At 41.7% G+C, this 25685-nt stretch carries 21 protein-coding genes and 1 pseudogene; 1 reads left to right on the top strand and 21 read right to left on the bottom strand.

The features are described from left to right. Positions 1 to 40: 40 nt before the first annotated feature. From HT732_RS05745 to HT732_RS05770, 6 genes are all read right to left on the bottom strand, one after another. Positions 41 to 1207 (bottom strand): SIS domain-containing protein, encoded by a 1167-nt coding sequence (locus HT732_RS05745; protein ID WP_173254284.1) that lies wholly within the window; start codon positions 1205 to 1207, stop codon positions 41 to 43. Between the two features lie 210 nt (positions 1208 to 1417). Then, complete coding sequence (locus HT732_RS05750; RefSeq protein WP_000194482.1) at positions 1418 to 1822, bottom strand: PTS sugar transporter subunit IIA; 405 nt, start codon at positions 1820 to 1822, stop codon at positions 1418 to 1420. A gap of 3 nt (positions 1823 to 1825) precedes the next feature. Beyond that, complete coding sequence (locus HT732_RS05755) at positions 1826 to 2647, bottom strand: PTS system mannose/fructose/sorbose family transporter subunit IID (RefSeq protein ID WP_000185294.1); 822 nt, start codon at positions 2645 to 2647, stop codon at positions 1826 to 1828. Next, positions 2634 to 3539, bottom strand: a complete 906-nt coding sequence (locus tag HT732_RS05760) for a PTS mannose/fructose/sorbose/N-acetylgalactosamine transporter subunit IIC (protein ID WP_000617018.1) — start codon at positions 3537 to 3539, stop codon at positions 2634 to 2636. Before HT732_RS05760 ends, HT732_RS05755 begins: the two co-directional genes overlap by 14 nt. A 26-nt stretch (positions 3540 to 3565) precedes the next feature. Then, the gene (locus tag HT732_RS05765; RefSeq protein WP_000156972.1) at positions 3566 to 4042 is read right to left on the bottom strand and encodes a PTS system mannose/fructose/N-acetylgalactosamine-transporter subunit IIB; all 477 of its coding nucleotides are present in this window, start codon (positions 4040 to 4042) and stop codon (positions 3566 to 3568) included. After that, positions 4039 to 5826 carry a beta-galactosidase gene (locus tag HT732_RS05770; RefSeq protein ID WP_173254285.1) on the bottom strand — a complete coding sequence of 596 codons (1788 nt, stop codon included), beginning with the start codon at positions 5824 to 5826 and terminating at the stop codon, positions 4039 to 4041. The genes HT732_RS05765 and HT732_RS05770 overlap by 4 nt, the downstream gene beginning before the upstream one ends. Positions 5827 to 6172: 346 nt before the next feature. On the opposite strand from HT732_RS05770, the gene HT732_RS05775 reads away from it, so the two are divergent. Then, positions 6173 to 6889 (top strand): GntR family transcriptional regulator, encoded by a 717-nt coding sequence (locus HT732_RS05775; RefSeq protein WP_001007208.1) that lies wholly within the window; start codon positions 6173 to 6175, stop codon positions 6887 to 6889. 257 nt (positions 6890 to 7146) lie between these two features. Here the strand turns inward: HT732_RS05775 and purB are convergent, their stop codons facing one another. The 15 genes and pseudogenes from purB to purC all read right to left on the bottom strand — a co-directional run bounded on the left by purB (position 7147) and on the right by purC (position 25684). Continuing rightward, positions 7147 to 8442: an adenylosuccinate lyase gene (gene purB, locus HT732_RS05780; RefSeq protein ID WP_012972422.1), complete on the bottom strand. Its 1296-nt coding sequence runs from the start codon at positions 8440 to 8442 to the stop codon at positions 7147 to 7149. 2 nt (positions 8443 to 8444) lie between these two features. Next, positions 8445 to 9254 carry a hypothetical protein gene (locus HT732_RS05785; RefSeq protein WP_173254286.1) on the bottom strand — a complete coding sequence of 270 codons (810 nt, stop codon included), beginning with the start codon at positions 9252 to 9254 and terminating at the stop codon, positions 8445 to 8447. Positions 9255 to 9257: 3 nt separating this feature from the next. Beyond that, positions 9258 to 10349 (bottom strand): 5-(carboxyamino)imidazole ribonucleotide synthase, encoded by a 1092-nt coding sequence (gene purK / locus HT732_RS05790; RefSeq protein WP_191994453.1) that lies wholly within the window; start codon positions 10347 to 10349, stop codon positions 9258 to 9260. Continuing rightward, the gene (gene purE / locus HT732_RS05795) at positions 10336 to 10827 is read right to left on the bottom strand and encodes a 5-(carboxyamino)imidazole ribonucleotide mutase (protein ID WP_173254287.1); all 492 of its coding nucleotides are present in this window, start codon (positions 10825 to 10827) and stop codon (positions 10336 to 10338) included. Before purE ends, purK begins: the two co-directional genes overlap by 14 nt. A gap of 185 nt (positions 10828 to 11012) precedes the next feature. Further along, positions 11013 to 12275: a phosphoribosylamine--glycine ligase gene (gene purD, locus HT732_RS05800; RefSeq protein WP_173254288.1), complete on the bottom strand. Its 1263-nt coding sequence runs from the start codon at positions 12273 to 12275 to the stop codon at positions 11013 to 11015. Between the two features lie 121 nt (positions 12276 to 12396). Next, positions 12397 to 13143: pseudogene (locus tag HT732_RS05805) on the bottom strand (bifunctional phosphoribosylaminoimidazolecarboxamide formyltransferase/IMP cyclohydrolase PurH); the annotation flags it as partial. A 44-nt stretch (positions 13144 to 13187) separates the two neighbouring features. After that, positions 13188 to 14081 (bottom strand): RloB family protein, encoded by an 894-nt coding sequence (locus tag HT732_RS05810; protein ID WP_173254289.1) that lies wholly within the window; start codon positions 14079 to 14081, stop codon positions 13188 to 13190. 4 nt (positions 14082 to 14085) lie between these two features. Further along, positions 14086 to 15453 carry an AAA family ATPase gene (locus tag HT732_RS05815; protein ID WP_173254290.1) on the bottom strand — a complete coding sequence of 456 codons (1368 nt, stop codon included), beginning with the start codon at positions 15451 to 15453 and terminating at the stop codon, positions 14086 to 14088. A gap of 144 nt (positions 15454 to 15597) precedes the next feature. After that, complete coding sequence (purH, locus tag HT732_RS05820) at positions 15598 to 17145, bottom strand: bifunctional phosphoribosylaminoimidazolecarboxamide formyltransferase/IMP cyclohydrolase (RefSeq protein WP_173254291.1); 1548 nt, start codon at positions 17143 to 17145, stop codon at positions 15598 to 15600. A gap of 1 nt (position 17146) precedes the next feature. Further along, entirely contained in the window at positions 17147 to 17848 is a 702-nt protein-coding gene (locus tag HT732_RS05825) for a hypothetical protein (protein WP_173254292.1), read from the bottom strand. After that, a complete protein-coding gene (gene purN / locus HT732_RS05830) occupies positions 17845 to 18411 on the bottom strand; it encodes a phosphoribosylglycinamide formyltransferase (RefSeq protein ID WP_173254293.1) in 567 nt (188 codons plus the stop codon). The genes HT732_RS05825 and purN overlap by 4 nt, the downstream gene beginning before the upstream one ends. Next, positions 18408 to 19430, bottom strand: coding sequence for a phosphoribosylformylglycinamidine cyclo-ligase (gene purM / locus HT732_RS05835; RefSeq protein WP_173254294.1), 1023 nt, complete (start codon positions 19428 to 19430; stop codon positions 18408 to 18410). The genes purN and purM overlap by 4 nt, the downstream gene beginning before the upstream one ends. Positions 19431 to 19647: 217 nt before the next feature. After that, positions 19648 to 21090 carry an amidophosphoribosyltransferase gene (gene purF, locus HT732_RS05840; RefSeq protein WP_049552331.1) on the bottom strand — a complete coding sequence of 481 codons (1443 nt, stop codon included), beginning with the start codon at positions 21088 to 21090 and terminating at the stop codon, positions 19648 to 19650. Between the two features lie 93 nt (positions 21091 to 21183). Continuing rightward, positions 21184 to 24909, bottom strand: coding sequence for a phosphoribosylformylglycinamidine synthase (locus tag HT732_RS05845; protein ID WP_173254295.1), 3726 nt, complete (start codon positions 24907 to 24909; stop codon positions 21184 to 21186). A 67-nt stretch (positions 24910 to 24976) separates the two neighbouring features. Continuing rightward, positions 24977 to 25684 carry a phosphoribosylaminoimidazolesuccinocarboxamide synthase gene (gene purC / locus HT732_RS05850; RefSeq protein WP_173213953.1) on the bottom strand — a complete coding sequence of 236 codons (708 nt, stop codon included), beginning with the start codon at positions 25682 to 25684 and terminating at the stop codon, positions 24977 to 24979. Between the last annotated feature and the right edge of the window lies 1 nt (position 25685).

The raw sequence follows: 25685 nt of genomic DNA on the forward strand, positions 1-25685 counted from the left end.
GATTTACAAATCCTCTTGTCAAGAATTCATAAACACTGTCTTACTTTTGATATTCGTGGATGATAACACCTTGTACCACACGGTTTACGGTACCTGTAGGAGAAGGTGTATCTGGTTTATTTTCTACCTTGAGTGAAGTCAATAGGGCAAAGAGTTGGGCATAAACGATGTAAGGGAAGACACGGTAAATATCATTCAAGACACCGCCACAACCAAGAGCCACTTCTTTGACATTTTCAAGACCAAAGGATTGATCACTCAAAAGTACAACACGGCGAGCAATCTGGTCACCAGCAACTTCACGAACCAAGTCCAAGTCGTACTTACGAGTGTAGTCTGTCGTTGTACCAAAGACCAAAACTACAGTATCTTCGTTGATCAGAGATTTTGGACCGTGACGGAAGCCAACTGGACTTTCATACATGGTCGCCACTTGGCCAGCTGTCAATTCCAAAATCTTGAGCTGAGCTTCATGAGCAAGTCCAAAGAAAGGACCAGCGCCTAGATAAATGACACGATTAAAGTCGAGGTCAACAAGCTCTTTGACATCTTCTGCATTATCTAAAACTTTACGAGCAAGACTAGATACAACTTCAAAACGTTCAGCTTTCACAGCAAATTCTGTAGGATCAAAGACCAAGAGTGCTGTCAACATCATAGATGTAAAGCTAGAAGTCATGGCAAATCCAGCATCATTAGAGGCAGCTGGTTGCAAAAGCAAGAGATTGCGGTCATCTCCATGAGCTTGAATAGCCAACTTACCGTCCGCTGCACAAGTAATCGTCACTTGGTAAAGCTCATCCACCAAGGCCTTGGCCAAATCAACAGTCGCCACACTTTCAGGCGAGTTCCCACTACGAGCAAAGGATACAAGGACAGTCGCCACATCTTTTTTCAAATAAGTTTCTGGATTGGCAACAATATCTGTGGTCGCAATGGCATTGAAATTCCATTTGCGTTCGTCATAGACTTCCTTAAAGTAAGGTACCAAGGTATCTCCCACATAAGCAGAAGTCCCAGCACCTGTCAAGATTACCTTGATATAGTCATGTTTATCAGCAATCCCTTGTAGGAAGGCTGCAATTTCTTCACGTTTTGCTTGATAAGATTCAAAAGCTTCTTTCCATACATCAGGCTGTTGGTAGATTTCACGTGTAGTGATTTCTGCACCCAATTCGAGCAAGTCTTCTTTTGTATAATGTAGCATTGAGTTCCTCTTTTTCTATCAAATATGGGAATGGGAGTAAGCCCCATTCCCATGAATATTCTATATAAGTTGCTCTAACGATTTTCACGTTGTCACATCTTATTGAAATGAGTTCCAACTAAAATCTTTGGGAAAAAGACCGATTATCGTCGGAGCATAGCTCCATCCTCCTATCGCCTATTTTCCCTGTGATTTTCACGTTGTCACATCTTATTCATCTTCGTCATCATCGAAGCCTGCTAACAGATCATTAACTTTCACAATGCTTTCTGCAGCACGGTTCTTATAGTCCGCATCTGCGCCTGTAAGGCTCGCATTGATAAATTCAATCACCATTGGAAGATTCATCCCTGCATAAAGTTCGATGTCACGACCCTCCATGATCAAACGACTGACCACGTTACAAGGTGTCCCACCGAGAAGATCCGCAAAGACTAGGAAATCATCCACTCCTTCAATAGCAGCTTCGAATTTTGCAGTAAAGTCTTCTGGGCCATCTTCTGGAAGAAGAGCTACTGTGTAAATATTGCCTTGTGGGCCCATAATCATTTCTGTGCTACCTTTAAGTTCTTCACAGAAACGACCATGGCTCACCAAAATTAATGATTGCGTCATAAATTATGCGCCCATTCCAAGTACAAATTTACCAAAGGCAGAAAGAGCCAAAGCAAGTACGATAATAATACCGATAGCTTTAGTAGAGTTCATACCTTTCTTACCAAGCAACCAGAAGATAAAGGCAGTAAAGATTGCTGGAAGCAAGCGTGGGAAGATTTGGTTCAAGATGTCTTGGAAGTCAATCATCTTCTCACCGATTGCCCATTTGTAAGAAATTTCAAAGTTGATCATTGTTGCTACAAGAGCACCCATCATGAAGACACCAAGTACAGATGCAGCGTCAATCAAAGCTGTCAAGGTACTTTGCATGTTGTTGATAAGGTTAACCCCTTCTTTGTAGGCAAATTCCAACTGTTTCCAACGGAAGATATCATACGCTACTGCAACTGCAATCCAAAGGAAGATACCCCAAGGTTGACCACCGATAGCCATAGTTGCTGCGATAGATCCCATGATAGCAGGTACAAGTGAACCAAAGATTGTATCTCCAAGAGGAGCGAATGGTCCCATCAAACCTGTCTTGATACCATTAACGGCATCTTTTGAACCTACACCATCTTTTTCTTCCATGGCAAGATCAAAACCAGCGATGATGGTGTGGAAGAATGGTGAAGTATTGAAGAATTGAGTATGAACTTTCATCATTTCTTTCAATTCAGGAGTTCCATCCCCATACATTTTACGCAATTGAGGCAAAATCATGTAAAGGTAACCAGAAGCTTGCATACGTTCGTAGTTCCAACCTAATTGGAAAGTAAACAAGCTACGTTTGTTGATTTGATTAAAATCTTCTTTTGTAAGTTTGTAATTAGAATTCGTCATCTTCGATTTCCCCACTTTCTGATGGTGTAGAAGGTGCTGCTACAGCTACTTTTTGGCTATTTTTGAAGTGAAGCACTGCAAGGAAGATACCTACGATAGAGATACCAATCATAGACAAACCTTTGAAGTTGTTCACGAAACCAATTTTTTCAGCAACTTCAGCAGGAAGAGTACCTACGATACCAGCAACAGCGCCACCAAGACCAGTTACATATGAGTAAAGAACAGTCAACATAGCTGTCAAACCAAATCCCATAGCAAGGTAGTGAAGGTTACGTTTAACTGGAAGGTAACGAAGCAAGATTGCAAATCCAAGACCTGGAAGCATACGTCCTGCGAGTGTCAAACCATCTGCAACCCATTGGTATTTTGTAACGAAGTCTACTACGTGTTGTACAAATTCACCACCAAAAGCAAGCGCAAAGAAGACTGGAAGGGCACGAGATAGAGCCCAAGGAATCGCACCAAGTAGGTAGTTGCGTTCAATACCTTTATAGTCAAAGCGTTCGATTGCAGCATCCACACGGTGAGCAAAGAAAGTAGTTGTCATGCGTCCAAGAACGTCGAAGTATGTCAAGAGAGTTGCTACTGGCACAGCGATTGTTGTAATCGCAAGTGCTGTATCAATTCCTTGTGAAACAGAGAAGGCTGTCGCAAGAACTGCACCAGAAGTTGCATCGATACGAGAGGCACCACCGAAGGTACCAACCCCAAGAACAAACAATTGCAAGTTACCACCGATAAGCAGACCAGTAGTCACATCTCCCATGATTAAACCAGTAATGAAACCAGCAAATACAGGGGAACCTGCAGATGAAACGATCGTCAACTCATCACAGATTTGATAAGCTGAGTACAAAGTGAGAAGTAAAATTTGCCACCATTGTATCATAACAATGACCTCCTAAAAATTTTTTCCTATTTTAATAAGCTCAAAAAGTCTGAAATTGGATCATTTGGAACCATTTGAGCAGTAAGTTTAACACCTTTTTCTGCCAATTTGTGGAAGTCTTCCACATCCTTGTCTACTACATTGATAGAACGTGTGATGGGGCGAGTTTCTGGTGTTTGAGACATATTCCCAACATTAAGGGTTTCAAGTGGTACACCTGCTTCAACCAAACCAAGGAAGCGGTCTGGTTTACGAGCCACGATAAAGAGACGTTGGCTATCGTATTTTCCAGCAAGAATATTGGCTGCCGCTTTTTCAATTGGCAAAATACTCAATTTTACACCTGGTGGTGTCGCAAGTTTCAAACCACTCTTTTCAACATCGTTGTTGACAACTTCGTCGTCTACAACCATAATGCGTGAAACATTTAGTTTTCCAGCCCAAAGATTGGCTACTTGTCCGTGGATCAAACGTCCATCGATACGGCATCCTACAATTGTCATAAGTTTTCCCCCTTTATGTGTTTTAGTGTAGGTTTACGAGTTAAATGAATCTCTTCTTTATATTGGCCCTCTGTTTCAAAGATGATGATGCGGTTGGCACCTTCCTTGAGATAGCTATGAGGGATATAAAGCGAGAGAGTTGGGCCAACGTTCCAAAAACGTCCTAGATTCTGCCCATTGACAAAGGCAACTCCCTTACCAAACTCAGACAAGTCTAGGTAAGCATCTTTTGGCTCTTGGACTGTAAAGTCATAAGCATAAAAGGCTGGTTGTCCTTGAGTCCATCCTTTTGAAAAATCAATTTTCTCAGGATTGTCTAGTGGGAGTGGATAGTGTTTCCAGTTTAGTAAGAAATGCAAATCCTTACAAACCCCTGTCCGAATTCCCTTACGTTGCGTATCCGCTAAGAACTTATGCCCATAGTTGACACGCCCCATATTTTCTATCAATATGTCAATCCTAGATAACGCTTTCTTTTCGCCTTGATAGAAAATATCTTCCCCAATCTCTGTCTGATATTGGGTTTTAACCCACTGACCATCGACATAAAGCTGAGCCCTATCTCGACCGTCAATGATACGAAGTCTTTCTTCTTCTGCATCCCAGCTTGTCTCTGTTCGATAGAGTAGGTAGCCATAGCTTTGTCCCAACTCCTCCATCTTTTTAGGATAGAGACTTTCTATCGGACTTGACAAGCTATCCAAGGTTTCAAACAAGGAAACTTTTTCAACTAGTGGAATAGCATCCAACTCCATACTCTCTTTGTAGAGGGGTTCCAACTGCGGATACTCTGGAAAATGTGTTGCCATCATCTTCTTGACTGCCAGATATTTGGCAGTTGGATTTCCTTCTTCATCCAGAAGGGCATCGTAATCATAAGATGTAACTTGTGGCAGGTCCAAAGTCCCTCGAGCTGAGCAACCATTCATGAAGCCAAAGTTTGTACCACCGTGGAACATGTAAAGATTGATGGAACCTTGCTCCAAAACCTCTCGAACTGCATCTGCCAATTCTTTTGGATCCCGTGTGATAATCGGTTCTTTCCAACGATTGAACCAGCCATCCCAGAACTCCATACACATGAGTGGCCATTTCTTGCCATGTTCATCAAAGAATTCCTGCATCTGTGAAAAGTTGTACGGAGCTTTAGAACCAAAGTTGCCTGTTACAAAGAGGTCATCTTCGATTAAGGTTCCAGCTTTCAGAGTAGCTCTCCATGGACCATCTGATGTAAAGAGAGGACAGGTTACGCCACGCTCTTCCATCAACTGTCGAATTGCTCTCAGATAAGCCTTATCTTCTCCATAAGAACCATACTCATTTTCAACCTGCATCATGAGGATATTGCCACCATTGTCCAACAGATGTGGAACCAATCGTGGAAAGAGCTGATCATAGTAGCGACCGACAGCCTCAATATAGGCTGGATCTGATGAACGAATCCTCATATCCTTGGTTAAGAGCCAGGCTGGTAAACCACCGAATTCCCATTCCGCACAGATGAAGGGTGACGGACGAACGATAGCGTAGAGACCCAAGTCTTGCGCTGTCTGTAGAAATCGCTCCAAATCCAGAGCTCCTTCAAAATGAAACTCACCCTCACGAGGCTCGTGTAAATTCCAAGCCACATAAGTCTCTACCGTATTAAAACCAAGAGCCTTCAAGTTATAGAGCGAATGATACCAATCCTCTGGAGGAACCCTAAAATAATGAATGGCGCCAGATAAAATCTTAAATGATTTTCCATCGAGATAAAAATCATCTCGTATCTCAAATCGTGTCATAAAACTACCTTCTGACTGCGAAAGTTTACGCTTTCATTTGTTGTTATAGTAATTATAAACCAATCTGTTTGAATTGTCAATAGAAATTGTCGGAATATTTACTGTAATTTTACTATTATACACACGTTCAATTAGTTTCAAACATTTTTAGACCCATTTCAAACGCTCTTTAAATTCAGAATATAGAACCTAAAATAATTTTGTATAAAATACATTTATAAAATATGAGCAATGCTTATGTAGCTTAATTTTTCAAACTATTATTCTAATTTTTTATTCAAAAGACTACTATTTTTTCGCTTTTATGGTAAAATTTTCTATGGAGAAGGAAAATAGAGGTAAAAATATGGCAATTCCCAAATATCAATACATAAAAGACGAATTAAAAAATAAAATCATCTCTGGGCAATTTAGCAGCGGAGATAAATTTTACACTGAAGCAGAGCTCATTTCAATGTACGACGTCAGTTCTATCACAGTTGTCCGCGCCTTAAACGACCTTGCCAAAGATGGCTATATTGTCCGCCAACAAGGAAAAGGTACATTCGTTTCACGCGCACGCAAACACAAACTCGTAGAGTTTTCAGATGTAGAAGTTTTTGAAACTAAAGATGATAAAGTGACCGTCCTTTCTATTGAACGCGGAAATAAATTAAACTACTTAGAAAAACTTGGACTACGCGGTGACCAGTTCTACTACAAGATTGAACGTATACGCGCAACGAATGGTGTCGTATACATCTACCACACATCTTACATTCCAGAACAATACATCAACGCAAATTATCCAAATCTTGAATATTATAGCTCTATCTATAACCGTTTCAAATTGGATTACCACATTCATATGAATGATGAACATTTTGAAGAAATCAATGAAATAACATTTCCAACTCCAGAACATGCGGCTTCGGTCCTCGGAGTCGATGAGCAATTCCCAACCGTTTTACAAACCAAGACTACTAAGTTAGAGTCCACTGGCCAAGTTCTCGCATACAGCGAAACTTATAAACGAGCGGATTACTACAAGATTAAATTCATCTCATGTGACCGTGATCACTAAGAAGAAAGCCTGAGCCTAATCGCTTGGGCTTTTTCTATGCTTATTATATAACATAGTAGATTGAAATAGAATATGGACAAATCGATTAGGAAATTCAAATCAATTTCTAGTAATATTTTAGAAGTCACAGTATACTATTCTATATTCAACATATTATAAATATTGGTTATTTTTTTCAAAAGCACTTTAATAAACAAGAAAAACCGAAGTTCTTCTACTCCAGTAAATAGAGTAATAGAACTTCGATTTTATTTTAATTATCCTAAACCAAGACGTTCAAAGATATCATCCACTCGTTTAGTGTAATAAAGAGGGTTGAAGATTTCGTCGATTTCTTCTTGAGTGAGGCGTGATGTTACTTCTGGATCTGCTTCAAGAAGTGGTTTAAAATCTACTTGATTGTCCCAAGAGTAGGCTGTTTTTGGTTGTACCAAGTCATAGGCTTGCTCACGGGTCATCCCTTTTTCAATCAAGGTCAACATGGCACGTTGGCTAAAGATAAGACCAAACGTAGAATTCATATTGCGGATCATATTTTCTGGGAAGACTGTCAAGTTCTTGACGATATTTCCAAAACGGTTGAGCATGTAGTCAATCAAAATGGTCGTATCTGGTGTGATGATACGCTCAGCTGATGAGTGTGAAATGTCACGTTCATGCCAGAGAGCGACGTTTTCATAGGCTGTAATCATGTGACCACGGATAACACGCGCAAGACCTGTCATGTTTTCAGAACCGATAGGGTTGCGTTTGTGAGGCATTGCTGAAGAACCTTTTTGCCCTTTGGCAAAGAATTCTTCCACTTCGCGTTGCTCAGACTTTTGCAAACCACGAATCTCAGTCGCCATGCGTTCGATTGAAGTCGCGATACTAGCAAGGACTGCAAAATACTCAGCGTGAAGGTCGCGAGGAAGCACCTGTGTAGAGATTTCTTGAGCACGGATACCAAGCTTGTCGCAGACGTATTGCTCCACAAATGGTGGGATATTTGCAAAGTTACCAACCGCACCAGAAATCTTACCAGCCTCAACACCAGCAGCCGCATGCTCGAAACGCTCGATATTGCGCTTCATTTCGCTGTACCAAGTCGCCAATTTAAGACCAAAGGTTGTCGGTTCAGCGTGCACACCGTGGGTACGCCCCATCATGATGGTAAACTTGTGCTCCTTAGCCTTGTCAGCGATGATGTTGGTGAAATTTTCAAGGTCACGACGGATGATGTCATTGGCCTGCTTGTATAGGTAACCGTAGGCCGTATCCACCACGTCGGTAGAAGTCAAACCATAGTGAACCCACTTGCGCTCTTCACCAAGCGTCTCAGAAACCGCACGTGTGAAAGCCACTACATCGTGACGCGTCTCCTGCTCAATCTCCAAAATACGGTCGATGTCAAAGTCCGCCTTCTCGCGAATCAAAGCCACATCTTCCTTAGGGATTTCCCCCAACTCAGCCCATGCCTCGTCAGCCAAGATTTCCACCTCAAGCCAAGCACGGTATTTATTTTCTTCACTCCAAATATTCGCCATCTCAGGGCGAGAGTAACGGTTGATCATGATTAAATGTTCTCCTCTATTTTATTTTTCTCTATTGCTACAAAAAGCGAGATACCATCTACTAATTTTTCTAAGTATTCTTGGTATTCCATATAATTACTACTTGTTTGATATTTTTCACTTTTTCCTTTAACTCCTACCTCATCAATATTCTCAAATAATTGATTTAACAAATCAATTATTACTGGTATTTTCGAATCATTGCTGTCAGAATGCTTTAAAACAGATAAAATTTTGGAATTTTTCTCATTTGCTTCTTTAACTCGTCTTGATTCTGCATTTGTCGCTCCATCGTCATAATAATATATTTTTTGAGACATGGAACTTTTTATATCCAAAGGATTTTCTTCCTGTTCAAATGAACTATCACTGTTTTTTATTATAAAGAGAAATTTTAATTTAGAAACTGCACCTTGGAACTCTGCATACGACTTCTCTTTTTCTTCTGAGAATTTTCCTCTCTCAGAAGTATATTCACTACGCAAAATCCAACGATAAGACTTTTGCAGTTCTATAACTGCATCAATTGTTTTATCAATCCATTCTTGTTTATCCTTCAAAATTAGATTAACACGATTAGTCTTGTCACTATTTCTGATAGTAACATAGTTATTAACTCCTATTGAAATTACTGCAACAAATGCTGTGAGTGCGTACCATTGAAATTCCCCGTTTGAATTGTAAAAGATACTCATACCTCGACACAAAATTACTAATATTAAAAATATAATAATTATTATTATAAACAGATAACTCAAAATTTGTATCATTCTATTCAAGCCATCTAGAAATTGTGAGATTTTTTTATTCATACCCTAAAAATCAATCCCTTCCCCAAACTCTTCCACACTATCCGCCACATCACTAAACAAAGTCACGTGTCCCATCTTACGGTTGTGCTTCGCTTCTATTTTACCATACATGTGGAGGTGAGCGCTTGGATTTTCTGTGACATATTTTTCAGCAGTCTCAACGTGTTGACCGAGAACGTTGAGCATGACTGCTGGTGTATGTAGTTTGATAGCTGGCAGTGGTGCTCCCAGAACTCCCAGAATATGAGTGTCAAACTGGGAGAAGTCGCAGGCTTCAATCGAGTAGTGCCCAGAGTTGTGTGGGCGTGGGGCGATTTCGTTGACAATGATGTCATCAGCTGTCGCAAACATTTCCACGCAAAGGGTTCCAGACAAGTTGAGTTGCTCAGCGATTCTCACTGCCATGGTTTTTGCTTTAGCTGCTAGACTTTCTGAAATGCGAGCTGGGACGATAGTCTTTGAAAGAATGTTGTTGCGGTGGACATTTTCCTGAACTGGGAAAACTGTCACATCCTTGCCATTTCCTGACACGATGACAGAAATCTCAAGGTCAAAATTGACAAATTCTTCCAAAACACAGTCTGCTGAGTCAGCTAGCGCATAGGCTTCTTCCAAATCTGCTTTTGAGCGAATGACCTTTTGCCCATGCCCATCATAGCCACCTGTCGCAGTCTTGAGGACATAGTTTTTCGACAGGTCGATATCTGTCAAGTCTTGACCTGAAGTCACAACCTTGTAGGGTGCAACCGTCACTTGAGCCTTGTTTGCGAGAAAGTCCTTTTCAAAAATACGATTTTGCGAAATGCGGAGCAGATCTGTTCCTTGAGGGAGTTGTCCATCCTTGATAACGGCATCCAAACCGTCAGCGTCGACATTTTCAAACTCGTAAGTGAGGACATCGCAACGGTCTGCCAACTGACGGAGGGCGTCCACATCGTTATAAGGTGCCACGATAATTTCCGCCACACGAGAGGCCGGACAATCTTCAGCAGGATCCAGCGCGATAACCTTGTGGCCCATGTAGATAGCAGAAATGGCCATCATTTGACCCAGCTGGCCGCCACCGATAATTCCGATTGTTTTAGATGAGCTCATTCGTCGACTCCTCTGCGATTTTTCCTTGTTCTTCTGCGAAATCTGCCAAAGCTGTCGCGATAGCTTGATCCTCTACTGAAAGAAGACGGAGGGCGAAGAGAGCTGCATTTGTCGCACCAGCTTCACCGATAGCCATTGTCGCAACAGGCACCCCACCCGGCATCTGAACGATAGAATAGAGCGAGTCCACGCCACTAAGAGCACGTGATTTGACTGGTACACCAATGACTGGAAGGGTTGTTTTAGCCGCTACCATACCTGGCAAATGGGCTGCGCCTCCAGCACCTGCGATGATAACCTTGATGCCACGACTACGAGCTTCTTCGGCATGTTGGAACATGAGGTCTGGTGTACGGTGGGCAGAAACAACTTTCTTTTCGTAGGCTACACCGAAGCGGTCTAGGACTTCTGCTGTTTTTTGCATGGTTGCCCAGTCTGATTTTGAGCCCATGATGATGGAAATAATTGGTTTAGTCATAATTTTTCCTTTTTTCTTCTTTTTTGATAATGGTCTTAGGTGGTGGGGACGGAAGCAAACCTTCGGTTTCATTCCTAAAATTTGAGCCTAAGGTCTCAAATTTTCCCTAGACCAGAACAGAAATTGTTCTGGTCTTTTCACCACGGCGACCATTATCGTACTTGGTGACTTCGTCGCTTTTTTCTTTATCGAATAGCCTTGCTTCCGATATCTGTTCGGTAGAAGAGCCCTTCTGTTTGTTGTTGGACGAGTTCCTTGTAGATGGTGTCTTGGGCTTCTTTGACGGTTTCTGCTGTGGTGACGAGCATATAAACTCGTCCGCCATTTGAGAACAGTGCTCTGCTATTTTCCGCAAACTTAGCTCCTGCATAGTAGGTGATAATGTCGCCATCGGTTTTGGCTGGCAACTTGACACCTTTTTCATAGTCTAGCGGGTAGCCGTTTGATGCGACAACCACACCCAGAGTCACACCCTTATCCGTCCAGGTGATGTTTGGCTCCTTGCTATCCAGAATATCTGTAATATTTTGTGCAAAGTCAGATGTCAAACGAGGCAAGATAATCTGTGTTTCAGGATCTCCAAAGCGAGCGTTGAACTCGATGACTTTAGGGCCATCAGCTGTTAAGATAAGCCCTGCGTATAGGACACCCAGATAAGGGCGACCTTCTTGAATCATGCCCTCAAGGACTGGCTTGACAATAGTCTCCACTGCCGTGTCGACCACGCTCTGTGACAAGTGTGGAACTGGCGCATAGGCACCCATACCCCCCGTGTTAGGCCCCTTATCGCCATCGTAGGCACGTTTGTGATCCTGAGCCGTTGGCATGATGTAGAACTTGTCCCCATTGGCAAAGGCAAAGAGTGAAAATTCCTCTCCTTCAAGGAATTCCTCAATAACCACACGCGCACCTGAGTCACCAAATTTATTGTCCAAAAGCATCTCGTGAGCGGCTTCGACCGCTTGCTCGACTGTCTCAGCAACGACGACACCCTTCCCAAGAGCCAAACCGTCTGCCTTGACTACGATAGGCGCACCCTTCTTTTCGATATAGGGCTTGGCTTCCTCAAAGTCTGAAAATGTGCCATAGGCTGCTGTCGGAACGCCGTACTTGACCATGATTTCCTTAGCAAAATCCTTGGACCACTCCAGCTCCGCAGCCAATCTTGTCGGACCAAAGGCTTTGAGACCAGCCGCATTGAACTCATCCACAATCCCAGCCGCAAGGGCGTCATCTGGACCAATGAAGGACCAAGCAATATCGTTGGCTTTTGCAAACTCAATCAATTTAGAATGTTCGGAAATAGAAATGTCCACCAATTCCAGACCATCCAGAGTCATCCCGTCATTCCCAGGAGCAACAAAAACCTTTTCTACCTCTTTTGACTCAAGCAACTTCTTAGCAATCGCATGTTCACGACCACCCGAACCGACAACTAACAGCTTCATCTCGTTACCTCTTTTGCGAATTATTTAATAACATTATACCACAAACGTTCGCTTTAATCTTGTTTCACTCCGCATTTTTACGCAAAAAAGGAAAGAAACTGTTCTCTTCCCTTTAATGTTCTTAATGTCTAAAATGTCTCACTCCTGTGAAGACCATGGTCAAGCCATACTTGTCAGCGGCTTCGATAGACTCTTGGTCACGGACGGATCCACCCGGCTGGATGATGGCCCTGATCCCTGCTTTGGCGATTTCTTCCACATTATCCGCAAATGGGAAGAAGGCATCCGAAGCAAGAACAGCGCCGTCAAGACGGTCTTTAGCTTGATCAATAGCGATACGAACAGAAGCCACACGGTTGGTTTGACCTGGGCCAACACCCAGTGTCATGTGGTCATTGGTGATGATGATACCATTTGATTTGACGTACTTGATAGCTTTCCAAGCGAACTCAAGAGCAGTCGCTTCTGTCTCAGTTGGCTGGCGTTTGGTCACCACTTGCCAGTCAGCTGGGCTTTCTTTGACCACGTCTTGGTTTTGTACCAGAAGTCCACCGACAACACCTGTGTATTCTGCTTCCACTTCGCTAGCTTCTTGGGCATCAAATGGCAAGACAAGGATACGCAAGTTTTTCTTTTTGTTGGTCAAAATGACTAGCCCTTCATCCGTATAGCTTGGTGCGATGATGATTTCAAGGAAAACACCGTGCATCTTCTCGGCTGTCGCAGCATTCACTTCACGGTTAAGAACAACAATACCACCAAAGATAGAAACGGGATCAGACTCATAAGCGTAGTCCCAAGCAGTCTCAATGTTATCAGCCTGACCGATACCGCATGGATTCATGTGTTTGAGAGCCACAACGGTTGGAGGAACCATTAGGAGTTTATCATTTATAAACTAATGCGGATATTTTAGCTTTGGGATTCTAATATTTCATCCAATATAGTAAATACTGATGTCCCAACTTCATTAATGAGTTTATGATTGTCAAATTGATACAACTTTGAGTTTTCAATTCCTTTGTCTATATTTTCTATGAAATATTTAACATCATAATTTCGCTTCTTAAAAGATGTGCCTATTTCTTCCTTCAAACATTTATCCAAAATACGCTCCATCAAAGTTTTCTCCTGTTCCTTTTTATTTTCCAATATATCATCATTTGAAATATCTGAAATATCATAGATATGCATTAGTAAGAAGAATTCAAAGCAAGGATTAGTAATCCCTAAAATAAAATTGTTGTCTTCAGATAATTTTACTGTATCTTGATATTGCTCTTTACTAAAACTATTCATATCCCTATCAATTATGATACAGATTTTATCATAATTTGAATCATAAGTTGTAATTGTTGCCAACGCAAATAACTGATTTTGAATATTTTCTTCTTCAGATATTAAATTTGGATATTTTTGAATTAGTTTGGGAATTTTATTCGTAATATTCAGTAAAGTTTGGATATTACAACCATCAACAATTTGCTTGAAATAACTTTCAAAGTTAGATTTATCTTTGTCATCAATCTTAGTTGCTTGAAAAATAAATTCTCTTATATCATCTACCACTTGGAATTGATTCGATCTTCCTGTATGCTCTTTCCATCTATTTAAGACTTTAATTTGAATGTTTTTCTTTACTTTTTCAGATTTTGATAATTCCTCAAAATACCTTTGTTCAGTTTCGACACCTTCAGTAAATATAATAAATATCCTTCTTGGTTCACGAATTCCAGAATTTCCCCTTACTTGAAACGGTTGTTTGCTAGCTAACCTCATGCTCCCTGTACTTTTATATCCAGTCATATCTTTATCTCCCCTCTTCGACCAAGGAAGTAAATAAACTCTGTAATCTAGGTACTGCTCCATATCTACCATCTAAATATGCATTGGCAATATTCTTATCAAATCTCTCCTTAAATTCCTCAAGACTATACAAATATGTATTACCTTCTTCATTTTTTTCAACAAACCAAATCTCATCTCTTCGAAGAACACTGAAATCTAGCAACATATCCTCATGTGTCGTAACAATAAGTTGACTATTCCCTTTTTTTGTTCTAAATGATTTGATAAAATTATATGTTAAAAGTGGATGTAAACTTCTATCTATCTCATCAATAACAAATACTTTATCCTTATTATTAAACAATACAGAAAACAATTCTACAAGTCTTACCGTGCCATCCGATTCTTCAAACAAACTATATAATGTTCCATTCTTATGTTTAAACTTTAACTCTGAGAAGGAAATGCGACTATCTCTATCGACTGTTATAATGAAAATATGAGAAGATGTTTTAAGAATAGTTGATATTTCTCCTTTTTTATTCATTCGATGTGAGGCCGAACTAATTATTTGTTCTTGTAAACGACTTTGTAATTTTGCAGGAATTCCTTCTAAGTTCTCGACAGGTATTGGTACAAGATCAACTACTCCAGTGTCATTCATGTCCAAATAGGTTCCTAAATCCATTTTGTACTCTTCATCTTGTAAAGTGACACTGGGAATTGAACCTCTTGCTTCATCATCAGTCTTAAGAACCTCTAACGTCTCACTAAACCATTTATAAACGCTCTCAAATATTCGAAAATCTTCATTTATAGTTATAGCTTTTTTCCCGTCTTGCAATGCATTCAGAAACAACTGATTCTCATCCTGTATGTTATCCTCAATATAAATATATAATCTTTGTTTATCTTCATTACTTATATCAATAAAGTCATCGTTAATGCTAAATTCTTGTAATTCTCTATTTACAATATAAATAAGTGTTTCTTCATTGGTAATATCATAAAGCCATTCTTTTACAAACTTTCTTTCTGATAAAATTACCGAAAAACCATAACTATAACTCCTGTTTTCCACTACAATCTCAAATTCAAACCGACTTTCTTTTTCCTTATTATCAGGTTTATTTTTATTAAAACTACTTGTAAATACTAGTTTGTCTTGAAATCCATTCACGATTAAAAATCTAGCATACAAAAGCGCTTTTATAAAACTTGTTTTCCCAGAAGCATTTGCCCCATATATAGCAGATATTTTTAATAGTTTTTTATAAGCACTTAAATTAATAAGACTCTCTTGAAGTCCTTTTGTTCTACCTGGAACCATAGAGAATTCAACTAATTCATTAATTGAAAGAAAATTATCAAATCTAAAATTTATCAACATAATTATAACTCCTTGCGTGATTTTTTCACCTACTACTCTATATTATACCTTATTTTGCTAGAATCATGCAACCTTTTTTTAAATAATATGTGATTTTTTCACGAATTTTAAAAACATCCATTTATTGGATGCTTTCTTATCTTCTTAATGTCTAAAATGTCTCACGCCTGTGAAGACCATAGTCAAGCCGTATTTGTCAGCAGCTTCGATAGATTCTTGGTCACGGACAGAGCCACCAGGCTGGATGATGGCCTTGATACCTGCTTTGGCTATTTCTTCCACGTTGTCCGCAAATGGGAAGAAGGCATCCGAAGCAAGAACAGCGCCGTCAAGACGGTCTTTAGCTTGGTCAATGGCAATACGGACTGAAGCCACACGGTTAGTTTGACCTGGACCAACGCCAAGTGTCATGTGGTCATTGGTCACGATGATACCGTTTGATTTGACGTACTTGATAGCTTTCCAAGCAAACTCAAGAGCAGTCGCTTCTGTCTCAGTTGGCTGGCGTTTGGTCACCACTTGCCAGTCAGCTGGGCTTTCTTTGACCACGTCTTGGTTTTGTACCAGAAGTCCACCGACAACACCTGTGTATTCTGCTTCTACTTCGCTAGCCTCTTGAGCATCAAATGGCAAGGCAAGGATACGCAAGTTTTTCTTTTTATTAGTCAAAATAGCTAGCGCTTCATCCGTATAACTTGGTGCGATGATGATTTCAAGGAAAACACCATGCATCTTCTCAGCTGTCGCAGCATCCACCTCACGGTTGAGAACAACGATACCACCAAAGATAGACACTGGGTCAGACTCATAAGCGTAGTCCCAAGCAGTCTCGATGTCGTTAGCCTGACCGATTCCACATGGGTTCATGTGTTTGAGAGCCACAACGGTTGGACGGTCTTTGAAGTCACGGATGATACGGATAGCAGCATCCGCATCACGGATATTGTTGAATGACAATTCCTTACCGTTAAGCTGTTTGGCGGATGCAATCGAGTAATCCGTTGGCAAAGCTTTTTGGTAGAAATCCGCGTCTTGTTGAGGGTTCTCACCGTAACGCATAGCTTGTTTGAGGTCATAGGTCAAAGTGAGCTTTTCAGGTTTGCTTTCTCCGACTTGAGCTGTGAAATACTCTGCAATCAAGGCGTCATAAGCCGCTGTGTGACGGAAAACTTTGGCTGCCAAACGTTGACGCGTTTCGTAAGTCGTTTCACCATTGGCTGACAACTCGTCCAAAACCACTGTATAGTCAGCAGGGTCTACCACAACCGTCACGCTGGCATGATTCTTCGCTGCCGAGCGAAGCATAGATGGCCCACCGATATCGATGTTCTCAACCGCATCAGCGTACCTCACGTCTGGTTTGAGGATCGTTTCCTTGAAAGGATAAAGGTTGACCACTACAAGGTCGATAAGCTCAATTTGGTTCTCCTTGGCCGCTTCCAAGTGGCTATCCAAATCACGACGGGCGAGGAGCCCACCGTGGATATTTGGATGAAGGGTCTTAACACGGCCATCCATCATCTCTGGGAAGCCCGTCACATCATCGATCGCAATAGTCTCCACCCCAGCATTGTCAAGGGCAACCTTTGTCCCACCTGTCGAGATAATATCCCAACCAATTTTTTTGAGTTCTTGGGCAAATTCAACAATGCCCGCTTTATCTGAGACGCTGATTAAGGCGCGTTTAGTCATGTTAGTTATCTTCCTTTTCTAATATCATATACTTCACTTCGTATAAAATATCTGTTAAATACACTTCTTTTGAAGCCTTTCCAAATACAGGATATTTAATAATTTTTTTAATCCCACTATCTATAAGTTTGATTAAAATTACCATTATAGCTACAATAATAATTATATTTCCAAACGTTTCGCCAGAAATGTTTGTTTTATCTTCAACGAATAATCTATTTAAAGCCAGAGTAATAGTTGCTGTTACCAAAACTTTCCCAATAGTACCTATAGCTTTAACTATATTTTCATATTTTTGTAGCTGACTATTTCTTTTCTCGCTTAAATCATTAACCAACATATCAGCGACTTCTTTAGCATTATCTCCGTAAAGATATTTCAATCTATACTTGACTTTATCACATAATTTGGTAAATTTACTAGGCACCCCAACTGAAACTTCATCAAATTTTATAGTATAAAATAAAACTAATACTGTAAAAATTATGGTAAGAAAAATAAGAATATTCCTCAAATAAACAAATTTAGGGAAAAATTGGAATACAATTGCAGCTCCTATGATAAACAGTATCCATAAGATAAAGTATATCATCAACCTTTGTCTCTCTTTCCGTATTTCAGGATAAAATTGTTTTTCATATTCATTAAAGGATGCTTCAAATTCTTTTATATTTTTCAACAAATCATCAACTACTTTATTCATAAAATTCTCTTATTTATCCTTTCCACTCCCAAACTATCCAGAACCTCCGGATACAACTTATACTCTGCCTCATGAATCCGAGTTTCAAAACTTTCAATCGTATCATCAGCTAACCGTGGCACACGGACTTGTTTGATGACCTTACCAGTGTCCACACCAGAATCTACCCAGTGAATGGTCACACCAGACTGATCCACGTCAGCATTCCAAGCATCCTCAATCCCATGAGCTCCTGGAAATTCTGGCAAGTAGGCTGGATGAATGTTGATAATCCGACCTTCATAAGCTGCCAGTAAAGTAGGTCCAACAATTTTCATGTAGCCCGCTAGGCAAACCAAGTCAATCTGATGTTCTTCCAAAAGTTCGACAAGGGCTGCTTCGTAGTCTGCCTTGCTCTCAAACTCCTTGAGTTCAAAAGCATAGGACAGAATGCCGAGCTTGTCTGCACGCTCGAGCACATAGGCGTCACGATGGTCTGAAAAGACAAACTCTACTGGAAATTGTTCCGCTATCACCTGAAAATTTGAGCCATTACCAGAGGCAAAAACCGCTATTTTTTTCATTTGATGATGACACTTTCGTTTTCTTTCTTGACGATACGACCAATTTCATAGACTGGTTCATCCAACAATTCCTTGACACGACTTACATTTTCAGGGCTAACTGCAAACATAAGCCCCACACCCATATTGAAGATTTCAAACATTTCTTCGTGTTTGATCTGACCGTATTTTTCAAGAGCTTTGAAAATAGGAAGCACTGGAACCTTGCTTTCCTTAATCTCAGCAGCTAGGTCATCTGCAAACATACGAGGGACATTCTCGATAAAGCCCCCACCAGTGATGTGGGCAATACCGTTGACCAACTCTTCCTTGATGAGTGGCAAGACAGCCTTGACATAGATACGAGTCGGCTCAAGAAGAACTTCCTTGAGTTTCTTGCCTTCCAATTCTGGCAAGATTTCCTCACCTGTGTAATCCGCAAAGACACGACGGACGAGAGAGTAACCATTGGAATGAATCCCACTTGAAGCAAGTCCGAGAAGAACATCTCCCTCTGCCACTTTTGAACCGTCAATGATTTGAGATTTTTCGGCCACACCGACCGCAAAACCAGCCAAATCATAGTCATCTTCGCCGTACATGCCAGGCATTTCAGCCGTTTCCCCACCAATGAGGGCAGCGCCTGCCTGCACACAACCTTCTGCCACACCAGCGACAACTTGTTCTAGCTTAGCTGGTTCATTCTTCCCTGTCGCTACGTAGTCAAGGAAATAGAGGGGCTCCGCACCTGCAGCAATGATATCATTGACACACATGGCCACACAGTCCTGACCGATGGTATCGTGCTTGTCGTACTTGATAGCCAGCATGAGCTTGGTTCCGACACCATCAGTCCCTGAAATCAAGACAGGTTCTTTAACCCCAGTCTTTGAAAGGTCAAACATACCACCAAAGCCACCCAGAGCTCCCATGACACCTGCACGCTCCGTACGAGCCACGTGCTTTTTAATCCGTTCAACAACTTCATAACCCGCTTCAACATCCACACCAGATTGAGCGTACGCATTTTTATTTGCCATTTTATTTTTCCTTTTCTTTGAGAAAGATTGCGACGTATTTTTAGATAAACAATTATTTTATCTAAAAATACTAGTCAGATCTCTAGCTTTGGTCCCATAGGAGAAAGCGTCTACTGACAAATGCTTTAGCTTTTAGTCAGTAGTGAGACGCGGGGCATAAGCATTTGTATTTGTCATTTTGTCTCCTCTTCCTTTCCTTTAATGGAGAATCTATTGTCTATTTGTAAAAACTGGTCTTTTCTTCCAAACTTCTACGATAGTCTTCTTCGTAGTCGTAGAGAGGCGTTGGGTAATCTCCATCAAAATAAGCGACACAGAGACCACCATTTGGCGCATCTGTTTCAATACCAATTGAATCAATCAACCCCTCAACAGAAAGATAGGTCAGACTGTCCGCACCAATGATTTGACGAGTTTCTTCAACCGTATGATTGGCCGCAATCAGCTCCTGACGTGTCTGGATATCAATCCCGTAGAAACATGGATAAGCTAGCGCTGGACTACCAATGGCAACGTGAACCTCAGTCGCACCCGCTTCTTTCAAGAGTTGAACAATCCGACGAGAGGTTGTTCCACGTACAATAGAGTCATCAATCATAACCACACGCTTGCCTTTTACAACGCCTGAAACAGCAGAAAGTTTCATCCGCACCCCTTGCTCCCGCAATTCTTGAGTCGGTTGGATAAAGGTACGTTGGGTGTATTGGTTCTTGATGAGGCCCATTTCATTTGGTAGCCCGGACTCTTCCGCAAATCCCATAGCCGCGCTGAGGGAAGAATTGGGCACACCGACCACGATATCCGCCTCATGCTTGAATTCACGCGCCAATTGGGCACCCATACGTTTACGAGCCGTATGAACATTGACACCGTGGATATTAGAATCAGGGCGAGCAAAATAAATATACTCCATAGAACAGATTGCTAACTGGGTATCGTCTGTATAGCTGTCATACTGGATGCCCTTGTCATCAATGATCACAATCTCACCTGGCTTCAAATCACGAATCCACTCGGCACCAATAACCTCAAAAGCACAGGTTTCAGAGGAAACCACCACCGCTCCGTTGGCCATTTTCCCGATAGAAAGTGGACGGAAACCATTGGGGTCAAGAGCCGCAATCAACTTGTCCTCAAACAGCAAGATATAGGCAAAACCACCTTTGACAAGGCTGAGCGCTTCCTTGATTTTGCCCATCAGGCTAGGATTATGACTGCGACGAATGAGGTGAGCCAAGATTTCAGAGTCCGAAGTCGCGCTAAAAATTGCTCCTCTTTGTTCCAATTCTTTCTTGAGAGAGGCTGCATTGGTCAGATTCCCATTATGAGCCAAACCAAACTGCATATCGTGAAAACGGAAGAGGAAAGGCTGGATATTATCTACAGAAGCTTCGCCAGCAGTCGCGTAACGCACATGCCCAATCGCACCAGTTCCTGTCAATTTATCTAAGTTAGCAGGATTTCTGAAGACTTCTGATAGAAGACCCATATCGCGATGGCGCTTCAATTGTCCCTGATCATTGGAGAGGATTCCTGCCCCCTCCTGACCACGGTGCTGAAGACTATGGAGACCAAAATAGGTCAATTTAGCAGCATCTGGATGTCCCCAGATACCGAAAACACCACATTCTTCATTAAGAGATTTTACTTCGTATGTCATTTTATATACCTAATTTTTATTTGTGTAGCACCCAGAGCTAAATCTACATGACTTTTACATTACTGATACTATCTATTAGAAAATCTGTAAGTCTTATTTTCCAGTGAAATATTTAACCGCTGACGCGAACAGGTGCTGGTCTTTATTTCCTGGGATATTTTGGAAAAGACCGTCTTCATAACGTTCTGAGTGGCCCATCTTACCGATGATTTGACCATTCTTGCTGGTAATTCCTTCGATGGCATGGACAGAACCATTCGGATTGTACTTAGAGTCCATACTTGGTTTCCCATCAAAGTCAACGTATTGGCTAAAGATTTGACCATTGTCACGGATCTCCGCAAATTCCTCAGCCGTCACGACAAACTTCCCTTCACCGTGTGAAACAGGAATAGCATGGATATCGCCCACTTGCACTCCAGCTAACCATGGTGAGTTGATGTTGGCAATGCGAGTTTCCACCATCTTGGCCACGTGTTGGTTGGCATCATTGTAAAAGAGGGTTGGGCTAGTACTAGTAGCATCTTCAAAGTTTCCGTATGGTAGGAGGCCTGATTTTACCAAGGCCTGGAATCCATTACAGATACCGATAATCAAGCCACCACGGACGATAAAGCTATCAATAGCTACACGCACTTTTTCATTGAGCAGGATGTTGACGATAAACTTAGCTGAACCATCTGGCTCGTCCGCAGCTGAGAAACCACCTGCAAAGAAGAGAATGTTAGCCTTACCGATGTTGTCAACCATAGTTTCGACTGACTTGACAATGGCTTCTTCATTAAGTGTCACGAATGGCACCAAGTTGACCTCTGCACCTTCTTTTTCGAAGGCCTTGGCTGAGTCATACTCTGAGTTGGTTCCTGGAAAGACTGGGATATAAACTACCGGTTTTTCAAGCTTTTCTTTTGCTTTAATCACAACATCTGATGCTACAGCTGGTACTTCAGCTAGTTCTTTGGCTTGGGCAAATTCTGTTGGGTAAACTTCTTCCAGTTTTCCTTGGAAGGCACTGTCAAGTTTGTGTCCATCTAGCTTCACACCATTGACAGTTAGTGTAAAGTCTGCTTTTGTTTGTCCAATCTTCTCCAATCCAACGATTTCTTCAGGAGATGTGAAAACAAATCCGCCCAATTGAGCTGTCAAAGCCGTTTCTAGTTCAGGCAAGGTTACCTCTGCACCGATATGATTTCCAAAGGTAGCGAGAGCCAAACTTTCAAGCACACCACCGTATTTAACAGCTGAAGCTGCTGTTACTTTGTGAGCCTTTTGAAGGGCTTCAAACTGAGCAAAGTTAGACTTAATCAAGTCAAAATCAATCTCTGTAGCAAGAGCTTGACCTGGGATATAGTAAATGTTTTCCCCAGCAGTCTTGAATTCAGGCGAAAGCACCTTACGGCTATCTGCGGTTGTCACACCAAAGGCTACCAAGGTTGGCGGTACGGTCAATTCTTCAAAGGTACCAGACATTGAGTCCTTACCACCGATAGATGGCAAGCCAAGCTGAATCTGAGCTTCGATAGAGCCTAGGAGAGCTGCTACTGGCTGACCAAAACGCTCTGCTTGTTTATCCATACGCTCGAAATACTCTTGGTAAGAGAAACGAGCCTTAGACCAGTTGGCACCAGCAGCAACCAAACGAGCAGTCGCTTCAATAACCGCATAAGCAGCACCGTGGTATGGAGACCATTCTGCTACATAAGGGTTGAAACCTTGAGCAATGACTGACGCAGTATGAGTCAAACCGTGTTGAACTGGCAATTTTTGCACAGATGCCTCAGTTGGTGTGAGTTGGTAACGACCACCAAGTGGGTGATTAACCGTTGAACGACCAACAGAGCAATCAAAGATAGTCTGTAATCCTTTTTGACTCGCATGGTTGAGGTCAGATAGAACCGTAAGGGTATCTGCTTCAAGTGTGTCAGCAGATGTTTGACGTTCTTCTGGGAGTTTGACATCCTTGTCCACAACTTTGGCATCGACAACGACACGTACACCATTGGTATCAAGGAAGCGACGCTCCAAGTCGACAATGGTTTCTCCATTCCAGTGCATAACCAGATTTGGTTTTTCCGTCACTGTCGCAACCACAACAGCGTCAATATTTTCTTTATTACATTCTGCAACGAAGGCATCTACATCCTCAGGACGAACCACGACTGCCATCCGTTCTTGAGATTCAGAGATGGCAATTTCTGTACCGTTCAAGCCTTGGTATTTAAGAGGCACCTTGTTAAGATCAATTTCAAGACCGTCTGCTAATTCACCGATAGCCACACAGACACCACCAGCACCAAAGTCATTAGATTTCTTGATAAGACGAGTGACATTGCCATTACGGAAAAGGCGTTGAATCTTGCGTTCTTCGATAGCATTCCCTTTTTGAACCTCAGCACCAGCAGTCTCAACTGACTCAACTGTTTGAACTTTAGAAGAACCTGTCGCACCACCGACACCATCACGTCCAGTCTTACCACCTAGCAAGATAATCACGTCACCTGCTTCTGGTTTTTCACGGACAACATTGCCCTTAGGAGCTGCACCGACAACGGCACCAAGCTCCATGCGTTTAGCTACAAAACCTGGGTGGAAGTATTCACGAACGTAGGTTGTTGCAAGCCCAATCTGGTTACCATATGAAGAATAACCATGAGCCGCTGTTTTAGAAATAACTTGTTGTGGCAATTTCCCAGCGCGAGTTTCAGAAATCGGTGCTGTAATGTCACCCGCACCTGAGATCCGCATGGCTTGGTAGACATATGAGCGACCTGACAATGGGTCACGAATGGCTCCACCGATACAAGTTGCCGCCCCACCAAATGGCTCAATTTCCGTTGGGTGGTTGTGAGTTTCATTCTTGAACATTAGGAGCCATGGCTCTTTCACACCATCAACATCCACTTCGATTTCTACTGAGCAAGCATTGATTTCGTCTGACACTTCCATGTCGTCCAAACGTCCATTAGCACGCTCATAACGACCAAAAATAGTCGCCATATCCATCAAGGTTTGAGGTTTTTCAGAACGCCCCAACTCCTCACGCATGGCAATATACTTGTCATAGGTCGCCTGCAATTGTTTTTGGAATTTAGAAGCCGAGAAATCAATCTGTTTCAACTCTGTCTCAAAAGTCGTGTGACGGCAGTGGTCAGACCAGTAAGTGTCCAAAACCTTGAGTTCTGTTTCCGTCGGCACGCGCCCAATTGACTTGAAATAGTCTTGGATAAAGAGCAAATCATCCACTTCCATGGCCATCCCTTGCTCAGCCTTGTAGCGGGCAAAGTCTTCTGCTGTATAGCTTTCAAAGAAAGTCAATTTCGGAATGGTCTTGTCTGACTCTGAAAATTTCTGCTTGGCAATCTCTGTCGTGATGTCCTTGAGACGAGAATCAACTGGATTGAGCAAGTAGTTCTTGACCGCCTCTAACTCAGTCGCATCAATGTCTTTATTCACCAAGTAAAGTTGGGCTGTATTGACTGTCACATCACTCGAACTTCCCAACAAAAGCAAGGCTTCTTGCGAAGAAGCTGCACGCTGGTCAAACTGCCCTGGCAAGCTTTCAATAGCAAAGAAAGCATAGTTAGCAAGATCCGCCTGCACGGCCGCTTCGTCCAAGACATGGTCTGTCACCTGCTCAGAGAAGATGTGTTTCTCTGCAGGCGCAAACAAGTCCTCTGCCAAGTCAAATACATCATAAACTTGCACGATGCGAATACTTTTCAAGCTTGAAAGTCCCAAGTTATGCTGGAGTTCTCTAACCAAACTCTCTGACTTGACCTGAAAATCAGCCTTTTTTTCAACAAAAATACGTTTATCCATCAATTCTTATTCCTTTATTTCAGCTCTTGCAATGTTTCCAAATGACCTTGAGAGTCTTGCAAATAGATTATTTCAATTCCTTCAACTTTTCCCAAACAATCTCATAAACGTCTGTTAGCTCTCCTAATCCCCTACGGAAAACATCCTTATCCATGTGGTTGCCATCTGCATCCCACAAACGGCAGTTATCTGGTGAAAATTCATCTGCCAAGATAATCTTGCCATCCTTGTCAAAACCGAACTCTAGCTTAAAATCAATCAACTTAAGCCCAATCTCAGCAAACCAGACCTTCAAAAGTTCATTAATACGACGCGTTTCTTCCTTCAAGTAGACGATTTGCTTGTCATCCGCAATCTGTAGGAATTTCACATGCTCGTCATTGATAAATGGATCATCCAAATCATCATTTTTGTAGTAAAATTCGACAATCGGAGTCTCCAAGGCAATTCCCTCATCCACACCAAAACGTTTTGAAAAGGAACCAGCAGTATAGTTGCGGAGCACGACTTCCAAAGGAATAATCTTAACCTTTTTATTGAGTTGTTCCGTGTCTGAAAGCTTCTCCACAAAGTGAGTCGCCACACCAGCCGCATTTAATTTCTCAAAAATAAAAGATGAAATCTGATTATTCAACACTCCCTTACCTGCAATCTGCTCCTTCTTAACACCATTGAAAGCAGTCGCCTGATCCTTGTAAGTTGAAATAATAAGATTTTCATCCTCAGTTGTATAGATATCTTTAGCTTTTCCCGAATAGATCAATTGTTTTGACATT

The organism is Streptococcus sp. 5346, from assembly GCF_013277455.1.
Lineage (GTDB): Bacteria > Bacillota > Bacilli > Lactobacillales > Streptococcaceae > Streptococcus.